This is a genomic window from Caballeronia sp. dw_19 (assembly GCF_018449515.1).
In the GTDB taxonomy this organism is placed as follows: Bacteria; Pseudomonadota; Gammaproteobacteria; order Burkholderiales; family Burkholderiaceae; genus Caballeronia.
In genome coordinates this window covers 38267-51942 of sequence record NZ_JAAVUQ010000048.1, presented here as the reverse complement: position 1 = coordinate 51942, position 13676 = coordinate 38267, and the positions used below count along the sequence as shown (strand labels likewise).

At 59.5% G+C, this 13676-nt stretch carries 14 protein-coding genes; 11 read left to right on the top strand and 3 right to left on the bottom strand.

Going from position 1 to position 13676, the window contains the following annotated elements; translation table 11 throughout:
- A partial coding sequence (locus HB376_RS36175) for a hypothetical protein (protein WP_213768503.1) occupies positions 1-253 on the top strand: 253 nt, incomplete at its 5' end.
- A 108-nt stretch (positions 254-361) separates the two neighbouring features.
- On the opposite strand, the gene HB376_RS36170 is transcribed toward HB376_RS36175, so the two are convergent.
- Entirely contained in the window at positions 362-1138 is a 777-nt protein-coding gene (locus tag HB376_RS36170; protein WP_213768502.1) for an enoyl-CoA hydratase, read from the bottom strand.
- A gap of 130 nt (positions 1139-1268) precedes the next feature.
- On the opposite strand from HB376_RS36170, the gene paaN reads away from it, so the two are divergent.
- The 4 genes from paaN (at position 1269) to paaK (ending at position 5740) form a co-directional block, all read left to right on the top strand.
- Entirely contained in the window at positions 1269-2978 is a 1710-nt protein-coding gene (gene paaN, locus HB376_RS36165; protein WP_213768501.1) for a phenylacetic acid degradation protein PaaN, read from the top strand.
- 120 nt (positions 2979-3098) lie between these two features.
- Positions 3099-3896, top strand: a complete 798-nt coding sequence (gene paaG / locus HB376_RS36160) for a 2-(1,2-epoxy-1,2-dihydrophenyl)acetyl-CoA isomerase PaaG (RefSeq protein ID WP_213768500.1) — start codon at positions 3099-3101, stop codon at positions 3894-3896.
- Between the two features lie 33 nt (positions 3897-3929).
- A complete protein-coding gene (gene paaI, locus HB376_RS36155; RefSeq protein WP_213768499.1) occupies positions 3930-4361 on the top strand; it encodes a hydroxyphenylacetyl-CoA thioesterase PaaI in 432 nt (143 codons plus the stop codon).
- A 74-nt stretch (positions 4362-4435) separates the two neighbouring features.
- Positions 4436-5740 carry a phenylacetate--CoA ligase PaaK gene (gene paaK, locus HB376_RS36150; RefSeq protein ID WP_213768498.1) on the top strand — a complete coding sequence of 435 codons (1305 nt, stop codon included), beginning with the start codon at positions 4436-4438 and terminating at the stop codon, positions 5738-5740.
- 163 nt (positions 5741-5903) lie between these two features.
- Here paaK and HB376_RS36145 read toward each other — a convergent pair whose 3' ends face one another.
- Both HB376_RS36145 and apaG read right to left on the bottom strand, forming a co-directional pair.
- The gene (locus HB376_RS36145; RefSeq protein ID WP_213768506.1) at positions 5904-7145 is read right to left on the bottom strand and encodes an MltA domain-containing protein; all 1242 of its coding nucleotides are present in this window, start codon (positions 7143-7145) and stop codon (positions 5904-5906) included.
- Positions 7146-7240: 95 nt separating this feature from the next.
- Positions 7241-7615, bottom strand: a complete 375-nt coding sequence (gene apaG, locus HB376_RS36140; RefSeq protein WP_213768497.1) for a Co2+/Mg2+ efflux protein ApaG — start codon at positions 7613-7615, stop codon at positions 7241-7243.
- A gap of 279 nt (positions 7616-7894) precedes the next feature.
- On the opposite strand from apaG, the gene rpe reads away from it, so the two are divergent.
- From rpe to trpC, 6 genes are all read left to right on the top strand, one after another.
- Positions 7895-8590, top strand: a complete 696-nt coding sequence (gene rpe, locus HB376_RS36135; RefSeq protein ID WP_213768496.1) for a ribulose-phosphate 3-epimerase — start codon at positions 7895-7897, stop codon at positions 8588-8590.
- Complete coding sequence (locus HB376_RS36130) at positions 8587-9336, top strand: phosphoglycolate phosphatase (RefSeq protein ID WP_213768495.1); 750 nt, start codon at positions 8587-8589, stop codon at positions 9334-9336. The genes rpe and HB376_RS36130 overlap by 4 nt, the downstream gene beginning before the upstream one ends.
- A gap of 401 nt (positions 9337-9737) precedes the next feature.
- Positions 9738-11234, top strand: coding sequence for an anthranilate synthase component I (gene trpE / locus HB376_RS36125; RefSeq protein ID WP_213768494.1), 1497 nt, complete (start codon positions 9738-9740; stop codon positions 11232-11234).
- 13 nt (positions 11235-11247) lie between these two features.
- Positions 11248-11832, top strand: coding sequence for an aminodeoxychorismate/anthranilate synthase component II (locus tag HB376_RS36120; RefSeq protein ID WP_213768493.1), 585 nt, complete (start codon positions 11248-11250; stop codon positions 11830-11832).
- Positions 11833-11846: 14 nt separating this feature from the next.
- Positions 11847-12878, top strand: a complete 1032-nt coding sequence (trpD, locus tag HB376_RS36115; RefSeq protein ID WP_213768492.1) for an anthranilate phosphoribosyltransferase — start codon at positions 11847-11849, stop codon at positions 12876-12878.
- A gap of 12 nt (positions 12879-12890) precedes the next feature.
- Complete coding sequence (gene trpC, locus HB376_RS36110; RefSeq protein WP_213768491.1) at positions 12891-13676, top strand: indole-3-glycerol phosphate synthase TrpC; 786 nt, start codon at positions 12891-12893, stop codon at positions 13674-13676.

Here is a 13676-nt window from a genome sequence, read left to right as displayed (position 1 = left end):
TAAGAAACACCACCACGCTCAAAGCCAAGCACCAAGCGCCCACACTTATCGGCTGTTAGTTTTTAAAGAACATTCGCTACACACCGCACAGCCCCAACCCTCAGAACCCTGCCGCTTTCGCGTCGCTGCTTCTGCAGCACAGAAACGAGATTATGTCGTGCGTTTCGCTTTTCGTCAACAGGTTTTTTACTTCACCCGAACTTTCCGATTCGCTGCGAAGCCCGTCCTGCTTGGCTCTGCGGCATCCTCTTAAGCGCCACGCTTACTGCACTTTCTCACTTCCCTTCGCCTCTTTGGGAAGCGAAGGAACGGAATTCTAGTGCCCGTTTCACCCTTGCGCAAGGGGTTCGTGAAAAGAATTTCAACGGTGCTTAAAAACCGGTTTCCGCTTCTCAACAAACGCGGCCATTCCTTCCTTCTGATCTTCAGTGGCAAAGAGTGAATGGAACATGCGCCGCTCGAAGTGAACTCCCTCTGCCAACGTCGATTCATATGCGCGATTAACGGACTCCTTCGCCATCATTACCGCAGGCAGCGAGAAGCTCGCGATTATCGATGCTGCTTCCATTGCTTCGTCTAACAAGCTTGCCGCCGGCACAACGCGCGATACCAAACCCGCGCGCTCCGCCTCTTCGGCGCCCATCATGCGCGCGGTCAGGCACATGTCCATTGCCTTCGCCTTCGACACTGCGCGCGGCAGCCGCTGCGTGCCGCCGGCACCCGGAATCACGCCAAGCTTGATTTCCGGTTGTCCGAACTTGGCGGTATCGGCGGCAATGATGATGTCGCACATCATGGCCAGCTCACAACCGCCGCCAAGAGCGAAGCCTGACACCGCGGCAATGATCGGCTTGCGAATAGTGCGCACCGTTTCCCAGTTGCGCGTGATGTAGTCACCCTTGAACGTGTCCATATAGGAATAGCCGGCCATCATGCCGATGTCCGCCCCCGCCGCGAACGCTTTTTCGCTGCCGGTCAGCACGATCGCGCCGATGTTCTCGTCGGCATCGAATTGCTTCAGCGCGACGCCGAGCTCATCCATCAGGGCATCGTTTAGCGCGTTGAGCGCCTTAGGCCGGTTCAACGTGATCAAGCCGACTCGTCCGCGGACTTCGGTCAATAGATTCTCGTAAGCCATTCATTCCTCCTATGTGAACTCGCGCGAAAACGCTTCGCGCACGCGTCTCGAAAATGCTAACATTCGCAAACCAACCGGTCGGTCAATTAATTGATCCAGCGTCCATCACCGTTACCCATCCCTTGCCGCCATGACACATCCGCTATTCACGAAGCACGAAGCGACGCTTAATCAAGCGCTTTCCGCCATTGCAACACGTGGCTACTGGAGCCCGTTTCCCGAAATGCCGAGTCCCAAAGTGTACGGTGAAACGGCTAGTTCGGATGGCGAGGCGGCCTTCAAAGCACACCTGAACCGGACCTTCGATCTGGACCAGCCGACAACCGGCGAGAAAGTTGGCAATGAGCGTTCGCCCTTTGGGCTCACACTCGGAATTCGCTATCCGAAAGCGAACGTCGACGCACTGCTGGCTGCATCCAGGACCGCTCAAAGCCAGTGGCGCGCGGCCGGTCCCGACGCGTGGGTGGGCGTAAGCCTCGAAATACTGACCCGGCTGAACAAGGCGAGTTTCGAGATCGGCTACAGCGTCATGCACACGACCGGGCAAGCCTTCATGATGGCCTTTCAGGCAGGCGGTCCGCATGCGCAGGATCGCGCGCTCGAAGCAATGGCCTACGCGTGGGACGAGCTTCGCCGAATTCCCGCCGACGCTTATTGGGAAAAGCCCCAAGGCAAGAATCCTCCGCTCGCGATGCACAAGCGTTTCACCATCGTGCCGCGCGGTACAGGTCTTGTGCTCGGTTGCTGTACATTCCCCACCTGGAACGGCTATCCGGGGATGTTCGCCGATCTGGCCACGGGTAACACGGTCATCGTCAAGCCGCATCCTGGCGCCATCCTGCCGCTGGCAATTACGGTACGCATCGCTCGCGACGTTCTGCGCGAAGCCGGATTCGACCCGAACGTGGTCACGCTGCTTGCGACCGAAGCGAACGATGGCCCCCTCGTTCAGGATCTTGCGCTGCGCCCCGAAATCAAGCTGATCGATTTCACCGGCAGCACGCAAAACGGCAACTGGCTCGAGCGCCATGCGCACCAGGCGCAGGTCTACACGGAGAAGGCCGGCGTGAATCAGATCGTGATCGATTCGGTAGATAACCTCAAAGCTGTTGCCGGCAATATCGCATTCTCGCTGGCGTTGTACTCCGGCCAAATGTGCACGGCGCCGCAAAACATCTACGTGCCACGCGACGGCATCCAGACGAGCGACGGCCACATGAGCTTCGACGACGTCGCGAAGACGCTCGCGGCTGCCGTCGAAAAGCTGGTCTCCGATCCGGCCCGCGCGGTGGAATTGACGGGTGCCATTCAGAATGATGGCGTGATGGCGCGCATTGCCGACGCCCGGCAACTGGGCGAAGTGCTGACAGATAGTCAATCGCTCGCTCATCCTACGTTCCCCGATGCCCACGTGCGCTCTCCTCTCATGTTGAAACTGGACATTCGTACCGACGCCGCAAAATTCACGCAGGAGTGGTTCGGCCCAATCTCGTTTGTCATTGCGACGGACTCGACAGCACAGTCTCTTGACCTGGCGGGATCGATTGCTGCGAAACACGGTGCGCTGACGTTCTCCGTGTACAGCACGGACGATGCAGTGGTCGACGCTGCCTACGACGCGGCGATCCGCGGCGGTGTCGCGCTCTCGATCAATCTGACCAGTGGCGTGTTCGTCAACCAGACAGCGGCGTACTCGGATTTCCACGGCACTGGCGCCAATCCTGCCGCTAACTCGTCATTGTCAGACGCAGCGTTCGTCGCGAACCGCTTCCGCGTTGTCCAAGGCAGAATGCATGTTGCACCCAAGACCGTGCCAGCAACAGCTAGCCAAACGGCATAGGTGCCCGGCCCGCAACGCCGCGTCAAGACATAGGCCATTCGGCGGAATGGAACGCGGCGCCGGGCGCGGCTAGTATCGAAGGCATGCGTATTTGCACAACCTGGTCAGCAAGGAGACACCATGTCCGACAACAGCAATTCAATCGTCATCTGTATCGACGCAAGCACGCGCGTCGCCACGCTGACGCTCAATCGTCCCGACAAGCTGAACAGCTTCACGCGGACGATGCACGAGGAATTGAACAAAGCGCTCGATCAGGTTGAAGGAAGCAACGCCCGGGCACTGGTAATCACGGGGGCGGGCCGCGGCTTTTGCGCGGGCCAGGATCTCGCCGATCTTGACTTCACGCCGGGCGCGATGACCAATCTGGGCGCGCTGATCGACCGGCATTTCAACCCGCTCGTGCGCCGCCTGCAGGCCTTGCCGTTGCCGGTGATTGCCGCTGTCAACGGTATCGCGGCCGGTGCCGGAGCGAATCTCGCCATGGCGTGCGACCTGATCGTAGCGGCGCGTTCAGCGAGTTTCGTCCAGGCTTTTGTGAAGATTGGTCTGGTTCCGGATACCGGCGGCACGTGGCTCTTGCCGCGGCGCGTTGGCGAAGCACGGGCGCTGGGCCTCGCATTGACCGGAGACAAACTGGGCGCCGAACAAGCTGAGACGTGGGGACTGGTCTGGAAAGTGGTCGACGACGAGCAATTGCAGAGCGCTGCACTGAAGCTTGCCGCGCAACTCGCACAGCAGCCCGCCAAGGCTATCGCAGCAATCAAGCACGCTATCCGTGCCGCCGCGAACAATACGCTCGATCAGCAATTGGATCTGGAGCGCGACGTTCAACGCGAACTAGGTGACTCGCACGACTACGCCGAGGGCGTCGCGGCCTTCAAGGAAAAACGTGCGCCCCGCTTCGACGGCCTCTGAAATTCGATCAGAAAACTCCGGGAGAACGCAGCAATGACACCTGAAGAACTCGCCAACGCGACCGCGCAAGCCATGTACGAAGCGGATGCATGCAGCCGTGCGCTCGGCCTCGAACTCAAGGAAGTTCGTCCGGGGTACGCGCGCATGCAAATGAACGTCCGCGACGACTTTCTGAACGGTCACGGTATCTGCCACGGCGGACTCATTTTCACGCTGGCCGACTCAACGTTCGCGTTTGCCTGTAACTCGTACAACATCAATACGGTCGCGGCAGGCTGTTCCATTGAATTTCTGCGTGCAGTGAAAGGCGGCGACCGCTTGTCGGCAGAAGCTGTCGAACAATCACTGACGGGGCGAACCGGCATCTACGACATTCGCGTCACGAACCGCGAAGGCGAAACGGTCGCGATGTTCCGCGGAAAGTCGTCGCAGATAAAGGGCAATCTGGTTTCCGTGGAATCCTGACCCACCCTACAAAACACAGCGCCCATACGAACTTGATTCGGGCGATTGATTGACGATCAAGAAGGAGACACTCGATGAACAACGCGCTTCCGCTGGACCCGATCGAGACGGCCAGCCGCGACGAACTAACGGCGCTGCAGCTCGAACGCCTCAAGTGGTCGCTCGCCCATGCGTATGAAAACTCGCCGGTGTACCGCCGCAAGTTCGACGAAGCGGGCGTCCATCCGGACGACGTGAAAAACCTGGCCGACTTAGCGCGTTTCCCGTTCACGACGAAGAAGGATCTCCGCGATAACTACCCGTACGGTATGTTCGCCGTTCCGCACGACCAGATTTCGCGAATCCACGCGTCGTCCGGGACGACGGGCAAGCCGACCGTGGTTGGTTACACGGCGAAGGACATCGACACCTGGGCAAATCTCGTCGCGCGTTCCATTCGGGCTGCGGGCGCTCGGCGTGGCGACAAAGTGCACGTCAGCTACGGCTATGGTTTATTCACGGGTGGCCTCGGTGCTCATTACGGCGCTGAGCGTGCGGGTTTGACCGTGATCCCGTTCGGCGGCGGCCAGACCGAAAAGCAAGTGCAGTTGATCCAGGATTTTCGCCCCGACATCATCATGGTGACGCCCAGCTACATGCTGTCGATCGCCGACGAACTCGAGCGCCAGGGCATTCATCCCGCCGATTGCTCGCTGCGCATCGGCATCTTCGGCGCGGAGCCGTGGACGAACGAGATGCGCACGGCTATCGAGAAGCGGATGGGTATCGACGCTGTCGATATATACGGGCTATCGGAAGTAATGGGACCGGGGGTGGCGTCAGAGTGTGTCGAGACGAAGGACGGCCCGACGATCTGGGAAGATCATTTCTATCCCGAGATCATTGATCCGGAGACCGGCGAGGTCTTGCCCGACGGTGAACTGGGCGAACTCGTATTCACTTCGCTGACCAAGGAAGCACTGCCGATCATCCGCTACCGGACTCGCGATCTCACCCGGCTTTTGCCGGGCAGCGCGCGAACGATGCGTCGGATGGAAAAAATCACGGGGCGCTCGGACGACATGATGATCGTGCGCGGTGTGAATGTATTTCCAACGCAAATTGAAGAGCTGCTGCTCAAGCAGCACGCGCTCGCGCCGCATTATCAGATCGTGCTGACGAAAGAAGGTCCACTTGATGTGCTCACGTTGAATGTTGAACCTTGTCCTGAAACGGCCCCGGATATGGGGGTTCTCGATCAGGCCAAAGTTGCGCTCGCTTACGACATCAAGGCTTTGATCGGTGTCAGTGCAGTGGTTCAGGTGCTGGGTGTGAACGGTATTGAGCGGTCGGTTGGAAAGGCGCGGCGCGTGATTGACCGGCGGAAAGCAGCGAGTTGATTCTGTATTCTGCGCTTGTTACGCGAGCGATACTTGCATTCAAGATTCCGGCTCTCTCGGGCCGATCCTCAAATGATCGCCCGCGCGCAAAGCAGCGAGTTGATTGCATAAGCGCCGGCAATCCGGCGCTTATGCCTACTCTCGCGACATCCCCAACACCCGTCTACGAATTCGGCAGCAGCAGCCACATCCTGCCGGCCTGCTTCATCCGGCCAGCGAGATCGCCGGCATCGTCACCCAGACCCCAGAAATAATCCGCGCGCACGCCGCCCTTGATCGCGCTGCCGGTGTCCTGGGCGAACACCAGCCGGTTCATCGGCGAATTGCTCAACGGGCGAGTGGTCTGCAAGAAAACCGGCGTGCCGAGCGGGATGGAGGACGGGTCCACCGCGATCGAACGTTCGGGCGTAAGCGGAACACCCAGCGCGCCCACCGGCCCGGTTCCCACGCCAGCCGCCAGCGTTTCCGTGCCCGGCATCTCGCGGAAGAACACAAAGCGCGGATTGACGTCGAGCAATGCATCGACACGCGACGGATTCGCTTTCGCCCACGCCTTGATACCTTGCATCGTGGCCTGTGCCGGCGTGAGTTCACGCCGATCCAGCAACTCACGCCCAATTGATTTGTACGGCTGGTTGTTCGTCCCGCCAAAACCAATGCGCATGGTGGTCCCGTCTTCCATCACGACTTGTCCCGAGCCCTGGATCTGCAGGAAGAACGCTTCGATAGGGTCGTCGACCCAAACCAGTTCGTTGCCGTTCAACACACCCGAACTTTCAAGCTGGGCACGCGTCGGCAATGCGGTGCCGGCTTTGAACCGATACGGCCATCGATACAACGCGTATTGATAAGCCCCGTGACGCGTACGCGAACCGCGCAACAACGGCTCGTAGTAACCGGTCACGAGACCGTCGAGCGTGCCGTCGGTGTTGGCCAACTGGAATGGCGTGAAATACGCCTCGAAGAATTCGCGGGCGGCGTTCATGTCGAGATCGTCGAGACGCTGCGCCGCCGCGCATGCCCGGCGCCACGCGGGCTGTTGCGCGAGACGGCTGCAGTTCTGGCGCATCGCGGCAGTCGCGCCGAGCAGCGAATCGTCCTGCCAGCCGGGCACTTGCTGCCAGCTCACTGCAGTCAAGCGATTAGCCGCGCGCTGTCCCGTGATGATCGGTGCACCGGTCGGTGGCGCGAGATACCCGGACTTAATGGAGCCACCGCCGCACGAAGCGAGCAGGACGGCTGCTGTGATCGACGCCGCCCAACCCGCCAATCCGGCGAGCGAGCGAGTGAAACGCATACAATGTTCGTTCTTGATGAGAACCGCCATGTCTGATCTATTCGACGAATACCCAATGCTTATTTTTGCGCTCGAGTCTCTCTTGGCGCTGCTTCTGCTGATCTTTATCGTCGTGTGGACGGCTTCGGGCAAGAAGAAAAACAGGCGCCAGGAGAAACGAAAGCAGCAAGCACCATGACGGCACGTGCTTCAGCGCTGCCAGTTCAATGCAGCGTTCGCGGCATGTGCAACGAAAACTCGGCAATTGGCGCCTCGAAACGCTCGCCATCTTCGGCTACGCAAAAATACGAACCACGCATGGTGCCAACGGGCGTCGCAATGACGGCCCAGCTCGTGTACTCGAATTTCTCTCCCGGCGGCAGCAATGGCTGGTTCCCCACCACGCCAAGTCCCTTTACTTCCTGCACTGCGTCGTCGCTGTCAGTAATGATCCAGTGGCGCGAGATCAGTTGCGCCGCGACCTGCCCGGTATTGCGGATGGTCAGGGTGTAGGCGAAAGCAAACTGCCGGGCGTCCGGATCCGATTGTTCAGGGAGATACTGCGTCTGGACGGAAACGCTGAATTCATACTGGCTCATCGCTTTTCCAATTCAAAAATGTGCTACGCGGGTTCGAACCCCTCCCCCCTTTAAGGACAGAGGCCCGGCGCGGGTCTCGCGAATTTGCGTGAACGTCAGGTGACGCATTCTGCTTGATGCAGCCGGTGCCCGCAACAGAACGCCACTGCGTGCAAGGGCTTTGTCAGCCGCACGAAGCTCCCGCGAAAGGCCGCGGGATGGGACGTAGGCCATTCGGTCAGCGGTCAAAAAGGTCTTCACGCTGTAAAATGCATTTTCCGCTCGCAACCGGCCGACGTCATGACGCAATTTCGCCTGTCCCCCAGTATTTTGTCCGCCGACTTCGCCATTCTCGGCGAAGAGGTCCGCAATGTGGTCGCCGCCGGCGCAGACTGGATCCACTTCGACGTGATGGACAACCATTACGTTCCGAACCTGACAATCGGCCCCATGGTCTGTGAGGCGCTGCGTCCGCATACGGATGTTCCTATCGACGTCCATCTGATGGTGCGGCCGGTCGATCGGATCGTGCCGGATTTCGCCAAGGCCGGCGCTAATGTGATCAGCTTTCACCCGCAAGGTTCAGATCATATCGATCGCACGCTTTCGCTGATTCGCGAACACGGCTGCAAGGCAGGTCTCGTTTTTAACCCGGCGACGTCGTTGAGTCATCTCGACTATGTCATGGATAAAGTCGACCTGGTGCTCATCATGTCGGTGAATCCGGGCTTTGGCGGCCAGTCGTTCATTCCCGAAGCGCTCGTTAAACTGCGCGAAGCGCGTCGGCGCATCGACGAATACCGCGAGCGCACCGGACGCGAGATTCATCTCGAAGTGGACGGCGGCGTCAAAATCGACAACATCCGGGAAATCGCGGAAGCCGGCGCGGATACGTTCGTGGCCGGATCGGCCATTTTCGGCCACCACAATTATCACGACGTGATTGCGCAAATGCGCGCCGAGTTGGCCAAAGTGAATACCGGGGAAGCACGATGAGCGAACTCACGGCGGAGCTTCCGGCGTTCACGAACAAGACGCTGCGCGCGGCGATCATTGACCTTGACGGGACCATGATCGACACCGCGGACGATTTCGTCGCCGCGCTCAACGGCATGCTGGCGCGGATTGGCACGAAGGCCACAGATCGGGACGAAGTCATTGGCTATATCGGCAAAGGTTCGGAGAACCTGATCCGCAGCGTGCTGGCCGTGCGGTTTTCAGCACTCGAAGCAGCCACGAAGTTCGAGGACGCGCTCGCGATCTACCAGACCGAATATGCACGCATCAATGGACAGCACGCCACGCTCTATCCCGAAGTCACGGAAGGCTTGAAAGCGCTGCGGGATCTCGGATTGCCGTTGGCATGCGTGACGAACAAGCCGCACAGGTTCGCTGTCGAATTGTTAACAAAATTCGGCTTGGCCGAATACTTCAAGGTTGTGCTCGGCGGCGATTCCGTCCCGCAAAAAAAGCCTGATCCGGCGCCTATGCTGATTGCTTGCGAACGGCTGGACGTGCTGCCACGCGAAGCCGTGGCCATTGGGGATTCGGAGAATGATGCGCTGGCGGGTCGCGCAGCGGGTATGGCGACGCTTACGGTGCCTTACGGTTACAACCACGGCAAACCCGTGCACCTGGTGAAATCCGATGGTATAGTTTCTTCCCTGCTAGCTGCCGCACAGGCAATAGCAGCAACCATGACCGCGCCCGCCGCACCCGGCGCGACAACATCGACTGACTAGTTCAATCCTCATGTTTCTGAACAAAAAACGGAGTCTGAGCAGCATCGACCGGGGAGCCTGGCCCTGGCGTCGCTGGTCGCGCTAACCTCGCCTGAGGAACGCCGAAGCTCGTCTTCGGCAACCGTTTTTTGTTTCGCTGCGCATTCCGCGCGCCGATCCCGCCGACTTGTTTTACCTTGATGCCTGGCCTGATCCGCATCATTCGTTGCGCCCAAATTCCGTTTTGCGGCCGTGCCGTTTTAGCAAATGGCTACCACCGCCTAAACGATCGGGACAGCGTTTGAAGCATCAGGCAACGCACAAACGAGAGCGAGATTCGCGCCGTGCGGTAAATTGTCCGCAGCGCCCAGTGTGTGCTCGATGTCGCCAAATCCAACAAGCGACACGTAAAGGATCAGAACATGACCGAACTCGAATTCCAATCGCTGGCGAATGAAGGTTTCAACCGCATTCCCCTGATCGCCGAGGCGCTGGCCGACCTCGAAACGCCGCTTTCGCTTTATCTCAAGCTGGCTCAAACCGAGCGCAATGGCGCCAACTCGTTCCTGCTGGAATCGGTGGTGGGTGGCGAGCGCTTCGGGCGTTACTCGTTTATCGGCTTGCCGGCCCGCACCATGATTCGCGTACAGAACGGCGTGTCGGAGGTGCTGAAGGACGGCAACGTCATTGAAACGAGCCAAGCCGATCCGCTGACGTTTATCGAAGAATTTCAGAAGCGCTTCAAAATTGCGCAGCGCCCGGGACTACCGCGCTTTTGCGGCGGTCTGGCCGGGTATTTCGGTTATGACGCCGTGCGTTATATCGAAAAGAAGCTGGCCCATACGGCTCCGCGTGACGATCTCGGCCTGCCCGATATCCAGTTGCTGCTGACCGAAGAAATGGCGGTTATCGATAACCTCGCCGGCAAGCTTTATCTGATTGTCTACGCCGACCCGACCACGCCCGAAGCATTCACGAAAGCCAAACAGCGCCTGCGCGAATTGCGGTCGCGTTTGCGCACGACCGTGCAGCCGCCGGTGACCTCAGCTAGCGTGCGGACGGAGACGTATCGGGAGTTCGCGAAGGACGATTACCTGAACGCGGTGCGAAAGGCGAAGGAGTACATCGCGGCTGGCGAATTGATGCAGGTTCAGGTTGGCCAGCGGCTCGTGAAGCCGTTCCGCGATAACCCGCTCTCGCTGTATCGCGCGTTGCGTTCGCTGAATCCATCGCCGTATATGTATTACTACAACTTCGGCGGGGAATTCCACGTGGTGGGGGCATCGCCGGAAATTCTGGTGCGGCAGGAAAAACGTGGCGACGAACGGATTGTGACCATTCGTCCTCTCGCCGGCACGCGGCCGCGCGGCAACACGCCGGAACGTGATGCAGAACTCGCGACCGAATTGCTGAACGATCCGAAAGAAGTGGCCGAACACGTGATGCTGATCGATCTGGCGCGTAATGATGTCGGCCGGATTGCGCAGACGGGATCGGTGGTGGTGACCGACAAGCTGGCGATCGAAAAGTACTCGCACGTTCAGCACATCGTGAGTTCGGTGGAAGGCAAGCTGAAACCCGGCACGACCAATTTCGACGTGCTGCGCGCCACCTTCCCCGCCGGCACGCTGTCGGGCGCGCCGAAAGTGCGGGCGATGGAAATCATCGACGAGCTGGAGCCGGTGAAACGCGGCTTGTACGGCGGCGCTTGCGGGTATCTGTCGTTCACGGGCGAGATGGATCTCGCCATCGCGATCCGCACGGGTCTGATCCACAAGGGCAATTTGTACGTGCAGGCGGCAGCGGGCGTGGTCGCTGATTCGGTGCCCGAGTCGGAATGGCAGGAGACGGAGAACAAGGCGCGAGCAGTGCTGCGCGCCGCCGAGCAGGTGCAAGACGGCCTCGATAGCGACTTCTGACCGGAGACAGACCATGCTGCTGATGATCGACAACTACGATTCGTTCACCTATAACCTGGTCCAGTATTTCGGCGAACTGGGCGAGGATGTGCGGACTTTCCGCAACGACGAAATTACCCTCGATGAAATCGCAAAGCTCAATCCCGAGCGGATCTGCCTCTCGCCGGGGCCGAGCAATCCGCAACACGCGGGCATCACGCTCAACGTGCTGCGCGAATTTTCCGGAAAGATCCCTATTTTGGGCGTTTGCCTCGGCCATCAGGCCATTGGTGAGGCGTTCGGCGGACGCGTAGTGCGCGCGCAAACCATCATGCACGGCAAAGTCAGCACTATCGAAACGGATTGCCGCGGCGTGTTTTCCGACCTGCCGAAACATTTCAGCGTGACGCGTTATCACTCGCTCGCGATCGAACGCGAGTCGCTGCCGGATTGCCTGGAAATATCCGCGTGGACGCCTGACGGCGAAATCATGGGCGTGCGTCATAAAGAACTCGCGGTCGAGGGCGTGCAATTCCACCCGGAATCGATTCTTTCCGAGCACGGCCACGCGCTGCTCGAAAACTTCGTCAAGAGCCCGGCGCAAGGCATTCGCGCGTGAACCGAGATCCGATCATGACAATTACGGCCCAGGAAGCGTTGCAACGGACAATCGAGCATCGCGAGATTTTCCACGACGAAATGCTGCACCTGATGCGCATGATCATGCGCGGCGAGATGTCGCCGGTGATGTCCGCCGCGATCATCACGGGTTTGCGCGTGAAGAAGGAAACCATCGGAGAAATCGCGGCGGCCGCCACGGTAATGCGCGAGTTCGCGAATCACGTCACCGTGCCGGATAGCGAGAATCTAGTCGATATCGTGGGCACCGGCGGCGACGGCTCGCATACCTTCAACATTTCGACGGCCACCATGTTTGTCACGGCGGCCGCCGGCGCGAAGGTCGCGAAGCACGGCAATCGCGGGGTATCGAGTAAATCGGGCAGCGCAGACGTGCTTGAAGCGCTGGGCGTGAATATCGATCTGAAGCCGGAACAAGTGGCGTTATCCATTGCCGAAACGGGTATGGGTTTCATGTTCGCGCCGAATCATCATCCGGCGATGAAAAACATCGCGCCGGTGCGTCGTGAACTCGGCGTGCGGACGATTTTCAACATCCTCGGCCCGCTGACCAACCCGGCCGGCGCGCCCAATCAGTTGATGGGCGTGTTCCATGAGGACCTCGTCGGCATCCAGGTTCGCGTCATGCAACGCCTGGGAGCTAAGCACGTGCTGGTGGTGTACGGCAAGGACGGCATGGACGAAGTATCGCTGGGTGCGGCAACCGTGGTAGGCGAGCTGCGCAACGGCGAAGTGCGCGAGTATGAGATTCATCCGGAGGACTTCGGCCTGCAGATGGTGTCGAACCGGACGCTGAAAGTGGCCGACGCGCTGGAATCGAAAACCATGTTGCTCGGCGCGCTGAATAACAAGCCGTGCGTCGCGCGCGAAATCGTGACGCTGAATGCGGGCACGGCGTTATATGCCGCGAACGTGGTCGAATCGATCGCGGCCGGCATGGTCCTCGCGAAAGAGGTGATCGCGAGCGGGCAAGCGCGTGAAAAAGTCGATGAACTCGTGCGCTTCACGCAGCAATTCGCGAAATAAAGAGGCCAGGACATGAGTGACATTCTCGACCGCATTATCGAAGTCAAACGAGGCGAAATTCGCATCGCGCAGGAAAGCGTGTCGCTCGAGGAACTGCGTTTGCAGGCGAGCACGCGCGACTCGCGCGACTTCGTCGGCGCATTGCGCGCGAAGCACGCCGCGGGGAAGCCGGCGATCATCGCGGAAGTGAAGAAAGCGAGTCCGTCGAAGGGCGTATTGCGCGAGAACTTCGTCCCCGCCGAAATCGCGAAATCGTACGAACAAGGCGGCGCCGCGTGTTTGTCGGTGCTGACCGACGTGCAGTTCTTCAAGGGCAGCGTTGCGTATCTCGAAGAAGCGCGCGCCGCTTGCAGCCTGCCGGTTCTGCGCAAGGACTTCATTGTCGATCCTTATCAGATCCTGGAAGCCCGCGCGATGGGCGCCGACTGCATTCTGTTGATCGCCGCCGCGCTCCAGCCCTTGCAAATGCGAGATCTCGAAGCGTACGCGCACTCGCTCGGGCTGGCGGTGCTCGTGGAAGTTCACGATCGTGACGAACTCGAGCAATCACTTACGTTGAAGACACCGTTGATCGGTGTGAATAACCGCAATCTCCGCACGTTCGAGACATCGATTGAAACGACGATCGGCATGCTGGACATGGTTCCTGAAGATCGTATAGTGGTGACCGAATCGGGCATTCTGAGCCGCGTCGATGTCGACCGGCTACGCGCCATGGACGTGCAGACGTTCCTGGTCGGCGAGGCGTTCATGCGCGCCGACGACCCCGGTACCGAACTGGCGCGAATGTTCTTCTGA